Source organism: Streptomyces sp. NPDC002784 (assembly GCF_053592135.1).
This window is the reverse complement of the sequence record NZ_JBSFVD010000001.1, coordinates 877,754-892,046: the sequence shown is the minus strand read 5'-3', so window position 1 is coordinate 892,046 and position 14,293 is coordinate 877,754. Positions and strand designations below refer to the sequence as shown.

Sequence of the window (14,293 nt, the reverse complement as noted above, 5' to 3'; positions counted from 1 at the left end):
CCCTCTCTCACGACAACCCGCACACCGCACTCAGCGCAGTCGTACAGATACCCAGCGTCGTCCCGTCCCTCCTGGTCAGGGTAGAGAGAACCCGCCACTCTCGGTGACGTGAACGCCGAAATCACCACCCCCACTGCTGAACTGGCCCAGCGCATCAGCGCCACTCCGCGCGGCGCCCGGCTGGCCCGGCACCTGACCACCCAGCAACTGGCCCTGTGGGGTTACGCCCCGGACAGCGAGGTCAGCGACACCGCGCAGCACCTGGTCGCGGAGCTGGCCGCCAACGCCGTCACGCACGGCCGTGTGCCCGGCCGCGCTTTCGAACTGCGGCTGCTCCTGTTTCCGGAGGGCACTCTCCGTATCGAGGTGAGCGATGCGCGGGGCGACCGGAAACTGCGGTACGTGACGGAGACGGACGGCGAGGGCGGCCGGGGCCTGATCCTGGTGACGCTGCTGGCGAGGGCCTGGGGCGTGGCGGAGCGGGACGTGGGAAAGACGGTGTGGGCGGAGATCGGTCCGGGCCCGAAGTGAGGCTCGCCCACTAGGAGTTGGCGTCGTCCGAGGGCGGGGCGGGCGGCTCCGCATACAGTATGTCGCGGGCCTGTTCGGCGGCGCGGGCGATGCTCTCGCCGACGAAGTCGACGAAGCGGGCGATGTTCTCCAGGCGGACTGCGGCCGGGGTGTCGGCGCCGAGGATGCCGACACCCTGCCGTGCGGTCTTGGCGAGGTCGAAGCTGGCGCGGGCGCTGGCCATCATGGACTGGAACCAGACGTCGTTGTCGACGACGTAGCGCTCGCGGCGGCGTTCGTCGCGCTCCCGGCGGATGAGGCCCTGGTTCTCCAGAAACGCCACCGACTTGGAGACGGACGCCGGGCTGACGTCGAGGCGCTGGACGAGTTCGGCGGCGGTGAGACTGCCCGCGTCGGTGGTGAAGAGGCAGGTCAGCACCCGGGACATCATCTTGGGCAGGCCCTGTGCCATGAGGAGGGTGGTGAACGCCTCCTCGTACTCCCGCACCGCTTCGGGATCGCGTCCGTAGGCCGGTGCGGGCGCCTTCGGGTCCCGGGGGGCGGCCTGCTTGCGGCGGTGGGCGCGCTGTTCGGTGGCGCGGTGGGCGAGGTCGGCGCGGTAGCCGGTGGGGCCGCCGTTGCGCATGACCTCGCGGGTGACGGTCGAGGTCGGGCGGTCCAGGCGCCGGGCGATCTCCGCGTAGGCGAGGCCGTCGGCCAGTCCCAGCGCGATCTGCTGACGTTCCTGCTGGGTGAGCCTGCCTCCGGGCATCGCTGTCTCCTTCATGGGTCCTGAGGCGGTCAGCATAGCGTTCATTTCCTAGCCATTGCAACGGTTGGGGTTGATGTGCGTTGCGTTAGATGTTGGCCTGTTGCAACGATTTCGCTCAATCTACCTGGCGTTATGGGGATTGCGTGCAACGAAGTTGTTGCCAGGATCTCGAACGCAACGTAGCTTTCCATCAACGGAAACGACGGCGGACGGAACGCCCGCCACCTGAACCAGGAGAGCCACCATGCAGACCTTCGCCACCCCCGCCGCCATCACCGCCGTCCTGGACATCCCCGCCGGACGCATCCAGATCATCGCCGGCGACCGCACCGACACCACCGTCGACATCCGCCCCGCCGGCGCCGCCGAGAAGCACGACATCAAGGCCGCCGAGCAGGTCCAAGTCGCCTACGAGGACGGCGTCCTGCGCATCACCGCCCCCGAGGTGACCCACCGGCTCCTGGGCAACACCGGCTCCGTCGAGGTCACCGTCCAGCTCCCGGCCGGCTCCCACGTCCAGGCCAAGGCCGACGCCGCCGAACTGCGCGGGGTCGGACGCCTCGGAGACGTCGACTTCGACGGCGGCTACCGCTCGGTCAAGCTCGACGAGACCACCGGGGCCCGCATCACCGCCCACGACGCCACCATCACCGTCGGCCGCCTCACCGGCCCCGCCGACATCACCACCCAGCGCGGCGACATCCACATCACCGAAGCCACCACCGGCACCGTCACCCTGGCCACCCAGCACGGCGACATCGAGATCGGCGCCGCCCACGGCGTATCCGCCTCCCTCGACGCCGGCACCGCCTACGGCCGCGTCCACAACTCCCTGAACAACAACGACGGTTCCGCCGCGCCCCTCGCCCTTCACGCCACCACCAGCCACGGCGACATCACCGCCCGCAGCCTCTGAGCCACCGAGCCTTCGAAGGAGCCCCTCTCATGACCAACCTGGCGATCGCGGCGGACGGACTGCGGAAGTCCTACGGCGACAAGACGGTCCTCGACGGGATCGACCTGGCCGTACCGGAAGGCACGGTCTTCGCCCTGCTCGGGCCGAACGGTGCGGGCAAGACCACGGCGGTGAAGATCCTGTCCACCCTGATCTCGGCGGACGGCGGCCGGGCGAGCGTCGCCGGGCACGATCTCGCCGCCGAGGCCCAGGCGGTACGGGCCGCCATCGGGGTCACCGGTCAGTTCTCCGCCGTGGACGGGCTGATCACCGGCGAGGAGAACATGCTCCTCATGGCGGACCTGCACCACCTGCCCCGGAGCGAGGGCAGGCGGGTGACGGCCGAACTGCTGGAGCGGTTCGACCTGGTGGAGGCCGCGAAGAAGCCGGCCTCCACCTACTCCGGCGGTATGAAGCGCCGCCTGGACATCGCGATGACGCTGGTCGGCAGCCCGCGGATCATCTTCCTGGACGAGCCGACCACGGGGCTGGACCCCCGTTCACGGCACACCATGTGGCAGATCATCCGGGAGTTGGTCACGGGCGGGGTCACGGTCTTCCTCACCACGCAGTACCTGGAGGAGGCGGACGAACTCGCCGACCGGATCGCGGTGCTGAACGACGGGGGGATCGCGGCGGAGGGAAGCGCCGACGAACTGAAGCGGCTGGTCCCCGGCGGGCACGTACGGCTCCGCTTCACCGACCCGGCCGCCTACCGGGCCGCAGCGTCCGCGCTGCACGAGACGACGCGGGACGACGAGGCGCTGGCGCTGCAGATCGCCAGCGGCGGAAGCCAGCGCGAACTGCGCGCCATCCTCGACTGGCTCGACGCGGCGGGCGTGGAGGCCGACGAGCTGACCGTGCACACCCCCGACCTCGACGACGTGTTCTTCGCCCTGACCGGCGGCGCCGCGACCGTCCCCAACCAGCCGAAGGAGAACGTCCGATGAGCTCTGTGTCCCTCGCCGTGCGCGACTGCTCCACGATGCTGCGCCGCAACCTGCTGCACGCCCGGCGCTACCCGTCGCTGACCCTGAACCTGCTGCTGACTCCGATCATGCTGTTGCTGCTCTTCGTGTACATCTTCGGCGACACGATGAGCGCGGGGATCGGGGGCGGGGGGCCGGACCGGGCCGCGTACATCGCCTTCGTGGTGCCGGGGCTGGTGCTGATGACCATCGGCAGCACGACGATCGGCACGGCGGTCTCCGTCTCCAACGACATGACCGAGGGCATCATCGCCCGCTTCCGGACCATGGCGATCCACCGGGGGTCGGTGATCATCGGCCATGTGATCGGCAGTGTGCTCCAGGCCGTGGCCAGTGTGGTCCTGGTCGGGCTGGTGGCGGTGGCGATCGGCTTCCGCTCCACCGACGCGACGGTGGTGGAGTGGCTGGCGGCGTTCGGACTCGTCGTCCTGTTCGCCACGGCACTGACCTGGATCGCGGTGGGCATGGGGCTGGTCAGCCCGAACGCGGAGGCGGCGAGCAACAACGCCATGCCGCTGATCCTGCTGCCGCTGCTCTCCAGCACGTTCGTTCCGCTGGACGCGATGCCGGGCTGGTTCCAGCCGATCGCCGAGTACCAGCCCTTCACCCCGGCCATCGAAACCCTCCGAGGCCTCCTGCTCGGCACGGAAATCGGCATCAACGGCTGGCTGACCCTGGCCTGGTGCACAGCCTTGACGGTCCTGGGCTACCGCTGGTCCACGGCCCGCTTCAACGCGGACCCGAAGTAAGGGCACCCCATAGCCCGCGTAGCTGCGGGCAGTCGTGCCGCTGGGGCGGCACGGGTGGGCGCAGCGGCCCCCCGCCAGCGCGGGGGAGCGTGCCCACCCCCACCTCGACCCCGACCGACGGTCACGGCACCCCCAGCCAGCGCAACCCCGCCGCCACGGCCGCCGCTCCCAGGACCACCACCGCGAACGGGGCCCGGCGCCAGGCCAGTACACCTCCGGCCAGCGCCCCCGCCGGGCGGGCCCAGCCCGCGAAGTCCCCGCCCTCCGTCAACGCCCCCGTGGCCAGGAGCGCCACCAACAGCACCACCGCCCCGCCCGCCAACAACTCCCGCACCCGCCCCGACAACTCCACCCGCCCATGCAGCACAGGCCCCGCCAGCCGAAACGCGTACGTCCCCACCGCCAGCACCAGGATCAAGCCCACCGTCGCACTCACGCCGAACCGACCTTCCGCCCGCGCCCGTACAGCGCCAGCCCCACCAGCGCCAACAGCACCGGCACACCCGCCGGAACCACCGACGAGACCGCCAGTGTCACCCCCGCCCCCACCACCGCACACCGCCGCACCCGCGCATCCGCCCGCAGCACAGGCAGCACCAGAGCCACCAGCACCGCCGGGAACGCCGCGTCCAGCCCGTACACCGCCGTATCCCCCAGCGCCGTACCCGCCACCGCCCCCGCCGGCACCCCCACGTTCCACACCACGAACAGCCCCACCCCGGAGACCCAGAAGGCCGCCCGCCGCCGCCCCGGATCCGGCTGCGCCAGCGCGAAGGCCACCGTCTCGTCGGTCACCAGATGCGCCCCGAGGAAGCGGGAGAACCGGCCCCCGCTCGCCAGGACGTCCGCCACCGCCAGACTGAAGGCAGCGGTCCGGGTGTTCAGCAGCAACCCCGTCGCCGCCGCCGCGAGCGGCCCGCCCCCCGCCAGCAACACCCCCACCGCACTGAACTGCGCGGACCCGGCGTACACCACCACCGACATCACCACCGGCACCCACACCGGAAGCCCACCCGCCACGGAGATCGCCCCGAAGGACACCCCCACCACCCCACTGGCCACCCACACCAGCGAGGCGTCCCGGACCAACCCACGGGACCCACCCACCGTTCGCCACACCGTACGCATGTTCACTACGATGGACAGCAGACCCCTCGTCCGTCAAGGCGAACGATCGTACCGATGGAGCGAACGCAGATGGCCGACACCCCACCCCCACGGCTCCCCCTGGACTGGATCGCCGCCTCCCTGCGCAGGGAACGCACCCGCGCCGGCCTCTCCCTCTCGGAACTCGCCAAGCGCGCGGGCATCGCGAAATCCACGCTCTCCCAGCTGGAGGCGGGCAGCGGAAACCCGAGCGTGGAGACCCTGTGGGCGCTCGGCGTCGCACTCGGCGTGCCGTTCAGCGCCCTGGTGGAACCCCCGGCCCCGCCCGTCCACGTCATCCGCGCAGGCCAGGGCCCGTCCGTCGCCTCGGAGAAGGCCGCGTACGCCGCCACCCTGCTCTCCGCCAGCCCACCCGGCGCCCGCCGTGACATCTACCACCTGCGCGCCGAACCGGGCCCGGCCCGGGAGTCGGAGCCGCACATCCCGGGCTCGGTCGAGCACCTGATCGTGAGCACCGGCAGGATGAAGGCCGGTCCCGCGGGCGAGGAGGTCGAACTGGCCCCCGGCGACTACATGTCGTACCGCGGGGACGTCCCCCACTCCTATGAGGCCCTCGCCCCCGGCACGACGTTCGTCCTGGTCATGCAGCACGTGTAGCGGGCCCCGGAAAAGGCAGGAGCCCCGACGCCTGACGGCGCGGGGCTCCTTGGGTACTGCTCTCAGGTCCGGATCAGAGGCGGGGATCGCCTCAGACGGGGGTGACGTTCTCCGCCTGCGGGCCCTTCGGGCCCTGGGTCACGTCGAAGGAGACCTGCTGGTTCTCCTCCAGCGAACGGAAGCCGCTCGCATTGATCGCGGAGTAGTGGACGAAGACGTCGGGGCCGCCGCCCTCCTGGGCGATGAAGCCAAAGCCCTTTTCGGCGTTGAACCACTTAACGGTTCCGGTAGCCATAAGCCCTCCTTGGGCCCAAAGGGTTGCCCTGCTCCAGAACCTGCAAGTGTGAGAGCAAATGCCTGCACTGCATACTTCTGAAAACGACTAGAGCCTGCGGTTACATGCTCCGCAGGCTCTGTACTGCAAGGGAAACCAAACTGCAACTTGCGGGCGAGCCTAGCACGCGGGCAGCCGAAAGCAATAGAGGTCAAGATCACGTCACCCGAACGTTTGAAGGGCCGAAAACCGCTTGACGTCGGGGCCGAAGTCTGGAGCGTACCCCAGAGGGTCTAGCCTCGCGATGTGGACAATTCTCGCACCCGGCCGCGTGTCGGCCACATCCAGTTCCTGAACTGCCTGCCCCTGTACTGGGGGCTCGCGAGAACGGGCACGCTCCTCGACTTCGAGCTCACGAAGGACACCCCGGAGAAGCTCAGCGAGCAGCTGGTGCAGGGAGACCTCGACATCGGGCCCATCACCCTGGTCGAGTTCCTCAAGAACGCCGACGACCTGGTCGCCTTCCCCGACATCGCCGTCGGCTGCGACGGGCCGGTGATGTCGTGCGTGATCGTCTCGCAGGTCCCGCTGGAGAAGCTGGACGGCGCCCGGGTCGCCCTCGGCTCGACCTCGCGCACCTCGGTCCGGCTCGCGCAACTGCTGCTGGCCGAGCGCTACGGCGTACAGCCCGACTACTACACCTGCCCGCCCGACCTCAGCCTGATGATGCAGGAGGCGGACGCGGCCGTACTGATCGGCGACGCGGCCCTGCGGGCCAACCTGCACGACGGCCCGCGCTTCGGCCTCGACGTGTACGACCTCGGCGCGCTGTGGAAGGAGTGGACCGGCCTGCCGTTCGTCTTCGCCGTCTGGGCCGCCCGCCGCGACTACCTGGAGCGCGAGCCGCTGATCACCCGCAAGGTCCACGAGGCGTTCCTCGCCTCCCGCAACCTCTCCCTGGAGGAGGTCGGCAAGGTCGCCGAACAGGCCGCCCGCTGGGAGGCCTTCGACGAGCGGATCCTGGAGCGGTACTTCACCACCCTCGACTTCCGCTTCGGCGCCCCCCAGCTGCAGGCGGTCGCCGAGTTCGCCCGCCGCGTCGGCCCGACCACCGGCTTCCCCGCCGACGTGAAGGTGGAACTGCTCCAGCCCTGAGGCCGTAACCTGCTGGGAGTTCTACGGGGGAGTTCTACGCGGGGGAGGGGGACGCCATGCAGCCGCTCGGAGTCGAGGAACCCAGCGTCGTGGGGCCCTACCGGCTGCTCGGCCGGCTCGGCTCCGGCGGGATGGGACGCGTCTACCTGGGGCGCAGCGCGGGCGGCCGGACCGTCGCGGTCAAGATCGTGCACCCGCACTTCGCGCTCGACGAGGAGTTCCGCGCCCGCTTCCGCCGCGAGGTCGAGGCCGCCCGCCGGGTCGGCGGCGCCTGGACGGCCCCCGTCCTGGACGCGGACCCGGAGGCGCCGGTCCCCTGGGTCGCCACCGTGTACGCGGCGGGCCCCTCCCTGTCGGCGGCGGTCGCGGACACCGGCGCCCTGCCCGCCCACACCGTGCGAGTCCTGGGGGCGGGGCTTGCCGAGGCGCTGGCCGCCGTGCACGAGCTGGGCCTGGTGCACCGGGACGTCAAGCCCTCCAACGTCCTGCTCACCGTCGACGGCCCCACCCTGATCGACTTCGGCATCGCCCGCGCCATCGACGGCACCGCCTCCCTCACCTCCACCGGCGTCTCCATCGGCTCCCCCGGCTACATGGCGCCCGAGCAGATCCTCGGCAAGAACGTCACCGGCGCGGCGGACGTCTTCTCCCTGGGCGCGGTGCTGGCGTACGCGGCGACGGGGGCACAGCCCTTCCCCGGCGACTCCTCGGCGGCGCTGCTCTACCGGGTCGTGCACGAGGAGCCCGAACTCGGCTCGCTGGAGGGTGAGTTGCGGGAGGTGGTGGAGGCGTGCCTGGACAAGAACCCCGCGGGCCGTCCCGCCCCGGCCGAGCTGGCCCGGCGGCTGGCCCCGGAGGGCGCGGCACGGCTGGTGGCGGCCGGGTGGCTGCCCGGGGTCCTGGTCGAGCGGGTCAGCCGCAGCGCGGTGCAGGTGCTGAACCTGGAGGCGACGGGTGGGGGTGAGGGCGGGGGTGGTGGGGGCGGGGTCTCGGGGCCGGTGGCGTTCAGCAGTCCCGCCGTGGGGGACTTCGGCAGTCCCGCCGTAGGGGAGTTCGGGCCGCCCCCGGTCATGCCTGCCTCTGCGATGCCTGCCTCTTTGGCGCCTGCCACCGCGATGCCTGCCGGTTCGACGCCTTCCGTCGCGGTGCCCGAGCCGCGGGACGCCGAGCCCGGCACGGCGCCGCGGCCCGGCAAGCTGTCGGTCTCCGTCGCGGCGACCTCGGTACCGGGCGACGGCGGCCGGGGACGCCGTATGAGCTGCACGGTCGCGCTGGCCGTCGCCGGCGCGCTGGCCGCCGTGACCGTCGGGTCGGTGTTCGTGCTCGACCTGCTCCCCGGCAACTCCCCGGACGACGCGGGCGGTTCGGACGCCGGCTCGTCCTACTCCCAGGCACCGCCCGGCGCCTCCGGCTCCGCGTCGGCCGCCCCCGACGCCCTGACGGCCTACCTCGGCACCTGGGAGGGCCAGGGCGTCGCCCTCGACGGCAAGCTCCCCCTCGGCGCCTTCCGGCTCACCGTGCACCGGGCCGAGCCGGGCGAGAAGCTGGGCGAACTCCGCCAGACGGATGTGCTCGGCGGCGTCTGCAATGACGTACTGACCCTGAAGAGCGTCAGCGCCGAGCGGCTCGTGGCGACCTCCGTGGGTGCCGAGTCCAACCACAAGGGCTGCAACCCGGCGCCGACGACGGTCACCCTCACCCCCGTCGGCGACGACCTCGACTACGCCTCGGACAGCGCGGAGTCGGGGAAGCCGACGGCACGGCTGTCGAAGACCGGGTAGCCGTCATCCGGGGATGACCACCGTGCGCAGCTCGCCGTCGCCCAGGTGCAGCATGCCCTTGCCCGGCACCGCGGGCCCGCCGACCATGCCGCGGTTCAGGCGGAAGCCGATCAGATCACCGCTGGAGGACTCCTGCGGGGAGAGCAGGATGCCGCGGCGGGCCTTCTTGGCGTCGACCTGCCAGCCGGAGAAGCCGCTGCACACGTCCTCCTCGTCACCGGCGATGACGAGCGCCAGCCCGCGCTCGGCACCACGCGAGACGATCTTCTTCATCTGGCTCGCGGCGTCGCAGTCCTCCAGGATCTCGCCGTCGTCGATCAGGACGACCACCGGGTTCTCCACCGACGGCTCCGCGCCGTCGATGAGCTCCTCGAACTCGTCCTCGTCGATGTCGTCACCGGTGAAGACCTTCAGCACGCCCTCCACACCGTCCAGTTGGCGGACCGGCGACTGACGCGGCGCGGCCACGACGAGCCGTGCGCCCTGCGTCAGGAACGACTGCGCGAAGTTCATCAGCACCGTCGAGCGACCGGACTTCGCCGGGCCCGCGATGACGAACGACGGCACGCCCCGCGCGAGATCGGGGCCGAAGCCGATGATCTCGTCGCCACCGATACCGGCCAGCGCGTACAGCTTGGAGCCCGAGACGTCCGGGTCGCGCAGCTCCCACGCCTCGGGGAAGGAGATCCGGCTCGGCAGGCTGTCCACCCGGAACGGCCGCCGGGCGCGCGGTACTTCGGCGTCGCGGGCGGTCGCCGCCTCGCCGATCGCCGCCAGCGCCGCCGCCTGCCCCTGTCCGGTGGTGTCCTCGGCGAGCAGCGCGAACTGCGTCTCCGTACCGGCCTCGTTCTTGAAGGCGCGGCCCGGCGGGATCTCCTCGGGCACCTTGCGCGCCGGGATGCCGAGCGTGGAGAAGTCGCTGCGGTCGGCCAGCCGCAGACCGTACTTGTCCTCGGTGAGCGTGGCGATACGGCCCACCAGCAGCGTCCGGTCACCGGTGAGGACCAGATGGATGCCGACGCTCGCGCCCTCCCGCATCATCGTCTGCAGATCGTCCGTCAGCGCCCCGTGATCGACCTCGCCGAGCGTGGGCACCCAGCCCTCCCAGCGGTCCAGCAGCACGACGATGTGCGGCAGCCGCTCGTCCTCCGCCACCGCGGCCCGCTGCTCACCGATGTCGGCGAAGCCCTTGTCCGCCAACACCCCCTGGCGGCGGTCCATTTCGCCCTTGAGCCGGTTGACGAGCCGGACCACCCGCTCGGTCTGGTTACGGCTGACCACCGCCCCGCAGTGCGGCAGCCGGGTCAGCGCGTTCAGCGCGCCGTTGCCGCAGTCGATGCCGTACAGGTGCACATCGGCCACCGAGTGCGTACGGGCGATGGAACCCGCGATGGTCCGCAGCACCTGCGAACGGCCGCTGCGCGGCGCACCGCCGATCATCAGATGCCCGAAGCTCGCGAAGTCCACGGCGACCGGGCGGCGCGCCTGGAGCGCGGGCAGGTCCTCGACGCCGTACACCGCGGGCGGCAGCTTGCCGGCGGCCGGGGTGAAGGCCGGTGCCGGGATCGCGTCCAGCAGCAGCGTCTCGTCGAGGGCGGGCAGCCAGGGGCTGTGCTGCGGAGGGATGCCCAGCGACTGATTGGCCCGGCGGATCTCGTCCACGAGCACCTTGAGGTCGGTGATCTCCTCGTCCTCGCGCGACTCGGCCTTCGGCTTGGTCAGCGCGGCCCGCCCCAGGTCCTCCCAGGTCAGCGGCGACACCCACGGCATGAGGACCGCGGGGTCCGCGGCGCCGGGCCGGCGGCCACCCACCCGGCCCGACTGGAACGGCACCAGGGAGGCGTGCCCGAGCCGGACGTACGCCCGGCCCGGCGTGCTCTTGGAGATGTGCCCGGCCTCGGGGGAGTCGATGACGTCGGTCGACTCGCCGCCGTCCGTCACGCGCAGCGCGATGCGGAGGTTGGTGTTGGCCCGGATCTCGGGCGACACGACACCCGAGGGTCGCTGCGTGGCGAGGAGGAGGTGGATGCCGAGGGACCGCCCTCGCTGGGCGATGTTGACCAGACCGGTGACGAAGTCGGGCAGGTCGCGCACCATCGAGGCGAACTCGTCGATGACGATGAGGAGTCGGGGCACGGGCTTGTGGGACGGATCCCTGCGCACCAGATCCTGATAGTCCTCGATGTCCTTGGCATCGGCTTTGGCGAGGATGTGCTCCCGCCGGTGCAGCTCGGCACCCAGCGACTCCAGCGCCCGCTCCACGAGATGGGCGTCGAGGTCGGTCACCATGCCGACGGTGTGCGGGAGATGGACGCAGTCCTTGAACGCCGCGCCGCCCTTGTAGTCGACGAGCACGAAGGTCATGTTCTCGGGCGTGTTCGCCACGGCGAGGGCCGCGACGATGGTCTGCAGCAGCTCCGACTTGCCCGAACCGGTCGTACCGGCGATGAGACCGTGCGGCCCGTCCTTGCGGATGTCGATGCCGAAGGGACCGTCGTACGACTCACCGATGACGGCGAGCGTCGACTGCCCGCCCATCCGCCAGCGCGCCACGATGGCGTCGCTGGTCGGCGGCTCCAGCTGCAGCACGTCGAGCAGCCGGCTGGAACCGGGCAGCGCCGAGTCCTCCGTCTCCCCGCTGATGTCCCGCAGCGAGGACAGGGACCGGGCGAGCCGCAGACACCAGGCGGCGGAGACGAAGTCGGGCCGTACGTCCTTGCGCCGCTCGGCCCCCGCCTCCTCGACCCTGAGCCGCAGCTTGTCGGGCTGCTGGGCGCCGGGCCCGCCGGGCTCGGGGGCGCTTTGATGCCACGCCTGGAAGGACGGGAAGCCCCCCGCGGGCCGGGCCGCCTGCTGGACGCTCTCCTGCCGCTGCCGGCCCTCCTCGGCCTTGGGCTCCGCCACGACGAACGCCTGGCACTCGCCGGGCAGGAACCGCTCCTCGGCGTCGAGGCAGAGCGCGTACATGGACACGGACGGCCCCTCGCGCAGCAGCCGTACGACACCCGGCAGCGACCGCAGCCGCCGCGACCCGTCCCATACGACGACGATGTCCGGGTCGGTGAAGGTGCTGCCCTGGCTCCGGTTCTGCTCGGCGGCCTTCTTGCGCGCGTCGAGGATCTGCGTCAGCTCACCGATCCGGGCGCCGACGGTCTCGGCGTCGGTGCCGATGAGCACGTTGACGTCCTGCCCGCCGGACGGCCTGGAGTGCGGCAGCCAGCGCATCCAGTCCCAGCTGCCCTGGGCGGAGTGCTCGGACAGGACGTAGAACTGCACGTCCATCGGGCTGTGCAGGGCGGCGAACTGGGCGACGGCCCAACGCCCCATCGCCCGCGCGGAGTCGCCGGGCCCGGCCATGCCGATGACCCCGAGGCCGCGCAGGTTCAGCGCCACGGGCGCGTCCTCGATGGTCCAGGTGACCTCGCGCTTGTGGTCGTCCTGCTCCGGGTCGTCGAGCACGACCTCGGACGGCAACTGCCCGGTGCCGACGCGGAGAAGAAGGTGATCGCGGTCGGTGCGCCGCCGCTCCCAGAGCCGGGTGCGGGGTCCGGTCCCCAGCGACAGGACCGTCGCCGGATCGGGAATGGCCTGGCGCCGGTCGTCGCGCTCGGCGACGAGGGCGTCCTGGGCGTCCTGCTCGATCCGCGCCTTCTGCTCCTCGTACTCCTTGACCTGCTTCGCGTGCGACTTCCTGCCGTGCTTCTTGTCGTTGTAGTAGTTCGCGAAGAGGAGGAAGGGGCTGAGCGCCGCCATGATCAGGTAGTACCAGCGCTGGAAGATCAGCACGGCGACGACGGCCCCGACGAGCGGCGTCAGCGCCATGAGCCAGGGCAGCGGCCGGGCTTCGTACTCACGCGGCGGCGACGGCAGCCGGAACCGGGTCTGCCGCTCCGGGGGCCGCAGACGCGGGGGCCGGTTGTAGTCGAGGCCGACGCCGTCCTCGGACCACTTCAGGGCGGCGTTGGGAGGGGAGTAACGAGCCAGCTCGACCAGGGAGTTGCCGATGGCGATCTGGGATCCGAGCTGCCACAGGTCGGGGTCGGGGGGAGGAGCGACGGCGGAGGCGTCTGCGCCGGCCGGGCGACCCCGCTTCTTCTTTTCCTTCTTCTTCCCCTTTTCGCGGGCCTTGTCGTCCTTGGGGTCGAGGATGTCGTCGATGGGGGTGCCGTCGAGGGAGACGCCGTCGGTGTCACCGTGGACCTTGAACCGGCAGGTGCCGTCGGTGGCGACGGAGAGGGTGAGGGCGCGGGCGTCGAGTTCGGGGTCGTCGATACGGATGTGACTGGCCGGCCCGCTGCCGATGTCGTACCGCCCGACACCGAGCCGGTGCACGTACCCGGCGACGGGCCCGCCGACGATGCGCAGCTCCACGAGCCCGGTGGGTTCCCCGGGCAGGCACCCGGACGGGTCCTGGAGACTGACGACGGCGCCTTCGCGCAGGGGCGAGTTGAGGACGGTGGCGGAGGGGTCGACGGCGTATCCGTCGACGTAGAGAAGGGGGGCGTTGTTGCCGGGGACATGGTGGGGCTGCTGTCCGATGGGAATGACCTGAGCCCCGGAGTGCCCGACCTGCCTGGCCAGTTCCTGGGCGATGTCCCCCATGGTGGACTCAGGATCGGCATCGAGCACGACGTCGGCGGTGCCCCCGCCGAACGGGTCGACGACGGTCAGAGTCAGGCGCACGTCTCTTGTCCTCCCCGATGCCCCTGTGACCGCTTCCGCAACGCCGGCCACAGTTCGAAGCGACGATATCCGCTGGGCGCGGAGCGGCGACAGCGGGAGGGGGCGGTCGCGGGTTCCGTCTTCCCGATGGCAACGAAGTGCGGGAGTTGTTGTGACGGGGCCATGACGGCTTGTTCACAAAGCCGGGATGTGACACCTCAGGCCCCACCCGTAAGCTGCTGCCTCAAGAGCGGACGATCACACCGGCTGGCGCACCCGAGTTGGGGCCGGCCGGTCACTGTCGGACCGCAAACAGGGAGCCACGGGGGTTGGCCCTGCGGCGTTGTGGAGAGGGAGCGGCTTCATGGCCAAGGACCTTGACGTCACATATCAGGACATGCGGGATGCTGCCAAGCATGTCGTGAAGGAGAAGGAGCGGCTCCAGGAGAAGCTCGACGGCCTGAAGAAGTACATCAACAACCTGGTCGAGTCGGGCTACGTCACGAAGAGCTCCTCCAAGGCCTTCGACGAGAACTTCACGGAGTTCGTGCAGGGTTCCAAGGACACGCTGGACGGTCTGGACGGCATGGGGGACTACCTGACCATGGCGGCGGACAAGTTCGAGCAGATCGACGACGAACTGGCCAAGCAGGCTCGGGGTAAGTGACGTTCGTCGGATGAC

General features: G+C 71.0%; 13 protein-coding genes. 8 read left to right on the top strand and 5 right to left on the bottom strand.

Annotated features, from left to right (window positions below; genetic code table 11):
* Positions 1 to 108 precede the first annotated feature (108 nt).
* Positions 109 to 531: an ATP-binding protein gene (locus ACWD1Z_RS04135; protein ID WP_451115288.1), complete on the top strand. Its 423-nt coding sequence runs from the start codon at positions 109 to 111 to the stop codon at positions 529 to 531.
* A 10-nt stretch (positions 532 to 541) separates the two neighbouring features.
* Here ACWD1Z_RS04135 and ACWD1Z_RS04130 read toward each other — a convergent pair whose 3' ends face one another.
* Entirely contained in the window at positions 542 to 1,282 is a 741-nt protein-coding gene (locus ACWD1Z_RS04130) for a helix-turn-helix domain-containing protein (RefSeq protein WP_451115286.1), read from the bottom strand.
* Between the two features lie 244 nt (positions 1,283 to 1,526).
* On the opposite strand from ACWD1Z_RS04130, the gene ACWD1Z_RS04125 reads away from it, so the two are divergent.
* From ACWD1Z_RS04125 to ACWD1Z_RS04115, 3 genes are read left to right on the top strand one after another with little or no spacing between them, the layout of a single operon-like run.
* A complete protein-coding gene (locus ACWD1Z_RS04125; protein ID WP_451115284.1) occupies positions 1,527 to 2,198 on the top strand; it encodes a DUF4097 family beta strand repeat-containing protein in 672 nt (223 codons plus the stop codon).
* A gap of 29 nt (positions 2,199 to 2,227) precedes the next feature.
* Positions 2,228 to 3,187, top strand: a complete 960-nt coding sequence (locus ACWD1Z_RS04120; RefSeq protein ID WP_451115282.1) for an ATP-binding cassette domain-containing protein — start codon at positions 2,228 to 2,230, stop codon at positions 3,185 to 3,187.
* The gene (locus ACWD1Z_RS04115) at positions 3,184 to 3,975 is read left to right on the top strand and encodes an ABC transporter permease (protein ID WP_451115281.1); all 792 of its coding nucleotides are present in this window, start codon (positions 3,184 to 3,186) and stop codon (positions 3,973 to 3,975) included. Before ACWD1Z_RS04120 ends, ACWD1Z_RS04115 begins: the two co-directional genes overlap by 4 nt.
* Positions 3,976 to 4,096: 121 nt before the next feature.
* Here the strand turns inward: ACWD1Z_RS04115 and ACWD1Z_RS04110 are convergent, their stop codons facing one another.
* Positions 4,097 to 4,411 carry an AzlD domain-containing protein gene (locus ACWD1Z_RS04110; RefSeq protein WP_451115279.1) on the bottom strand — a complete coding sequence of 105 codons (315 nt, stop codon included), beginning with the start codon at positions 4,409 to 4,411 and terminating at the stop codon, positions 4,097 to 4,099.
* On the bottom strand, positions 4,408 to 5,103 hold the full coding sequence (locus ACWD1Z_RS04105; RefSeq protein ID WP_451115277.1) for an AzlC family ABC transporter permease: 696 nt from the start codon (positions 5,101 to 5,103) through the stop codon (positions 4,408 to 4,410). The genes ACWD1Z_RS04110 and ACWD1Z_RS04105 overlap by 4 nt, the downstream gene beginning before the upstream one ends.
* Before the next feature lie 69 nt (positions 5,104 to 5,172).
* On the opposite strand from ACWD1Z_RS04105, the gene ACWD1Z_RS04100 reads away from it, so the two are divergent.
* The gene (locus ACWD1Z_RS04100) at positions 5,173 to 5,739 is read left to right on the top strand and encodes a helix-turn-helix domain-containing protein (protein WP_451115465.1); all 567 of its coding nucleotides are present in this window, start codon (positions 5,173 to 5,175) and stop codon (positions 5,737 to 5,739) included.
* Between the two features lie 91 nt (positions 5,740 to 5,830).
* Here the strand turns inward: ACWD1Z_RS04100 and ACWD1Z_RS04095 are convergent, their stop codons facing one another.
* Complete coding sequence (locus ACWD1Z_RS04095) at positions 5,831 to 6,034, bottom strand: cold-shock protein (protein WP_003992177.1); 204 nt, start codon at positions 6,032 to 6,034, stop codon at positions 5,831 to 5,833.
* Positions 6,035 to 6,319: 285 nt separating this feature from the next.
* On the opposite strand from ACWD1Z_RS04095, the gene ACWD1Z_RS04090 reads away from it, so the two are divergent.
* Entirely contained in the window at positions 6,320 to 7,168 is an 849-nt protein-coding gene (locus ACWD1Z_RS04090; protein WP_451115275.1) for a menaquinone biosynthetic enzyme MqnA/MqnD family protein, read from the top strand.
* 56 nt (positions 7,169 to 7,224) lie between these two features.
* Entirely contained in the window at positions 7,225 to 8,949 is a 1,725-nt protein-coding gene (locus tag ACWD1Z_RS04085; RefSeq protein WP_451115273.1) for a protein kinase domain-containing protein, read from the top strand.
* A gap of 3 nt (positions 8,950 to 8,952) precedes the next feature.
* On the opposite strand, the gene ACWD1Z_RS04080 is transcribed toward ACWD1Z_RS04085, so the two are convergent.
* On the bottom strand, positions 8,953 to 13,632 hold the full coding sequence (locus ACWD1Z_RS04080) for an FtsK/SpoIIIE domain-containing protein (protein WP_451115271.1): 4,680 nt from the start codon (positions 13,630 to 13,632) through the stop codon (positions 8,953 to 8,955).
* A gap of 343 nt (positions 13,633 to 13,975) precedes the next feature.
* Between ACWD1Z_RS04080 and ACWD1Z_RS04075 the strand changes: the two genes are divergently transcribed.
* On the top strand, positions 13,976 to 14,278 hold the full coding sequence (locus tag ACWD1Z_RS04075) for a WXG100 family type VII secretion target (protein ID WP_186287136.1): 303 nt from the start codon (positions 13,976 to 13,978) through the stop codon (positions 14,276 to 14,278).
* Positions 14,279 to 14,293 lie beyond the last annotated feature (15 nt).

Coding starts and splice junctions, on each gene's coding strand:
- ACWD1Z_RS04120 (WP_451115282.1), top strand. CDS start 2,228: ATGACCAACCTGGCGATCGCGGCGGACGGACTGCGGAAGTCCTACGGC.
- ACWD1Z_RS04075 (WP_186287136.1), top strand. CDS start 13,976: ATGGCCAAGGACCTTGACGTCACATATCAGGACATGCGGGATGCTGCC.
- ACWD1Z_RS04125 (WP_451115284.1), top strand. CDS start 1,527: ATGCAGACCTTCGCCACCCCCGCCGCCATCACCGCCGTCCTGGACATC.
- ACWD1Z_RS04085 (WP_451115273.1), top strand. CDS start 7,225: ATGCAGCCGCTCGGAGTCGAGGAACCCAGCGTCGTGGGGCCCTACCGG.
- ACWD1Z_RS04130 (WP_451115286.1), bottom strand. CDS start 1,282: ATGCCCGGAGGCAGGCTCACCCAGCAGGAACGTCAGCAGATCGCGCTG.
- ACWD1Z_RS04105 (WP_451115277.1), bottom strand. CDS start 5,103: ATGCGTACGGTGTGGCGAACGGTGGGTGGGTCCCGTGGGTTGGTCCGG.
- ACWD1Z_RS04095 (WP_003992177.1), bottom strand. CDS start 6,034: ATGGCTACCGGAACCGTTAAGTGGTTCAACGCCGAAAAGGGCTTTGGC.
- ACWD1Z_RS04100 (WP_451115465.1), top strand. CDS start 5,173: ATGGCCGACACCCCACCCCCACGGCTCCCCCTGGACTGGATCGCCGCC.
- ACWD1Z_RS04115 (WP_451115281.1), top strand. CDS start 3,184: ATGAGCTCTGTGTCCCTCGCCGTGCGCGACTGCTCCACGATGCTGCGC.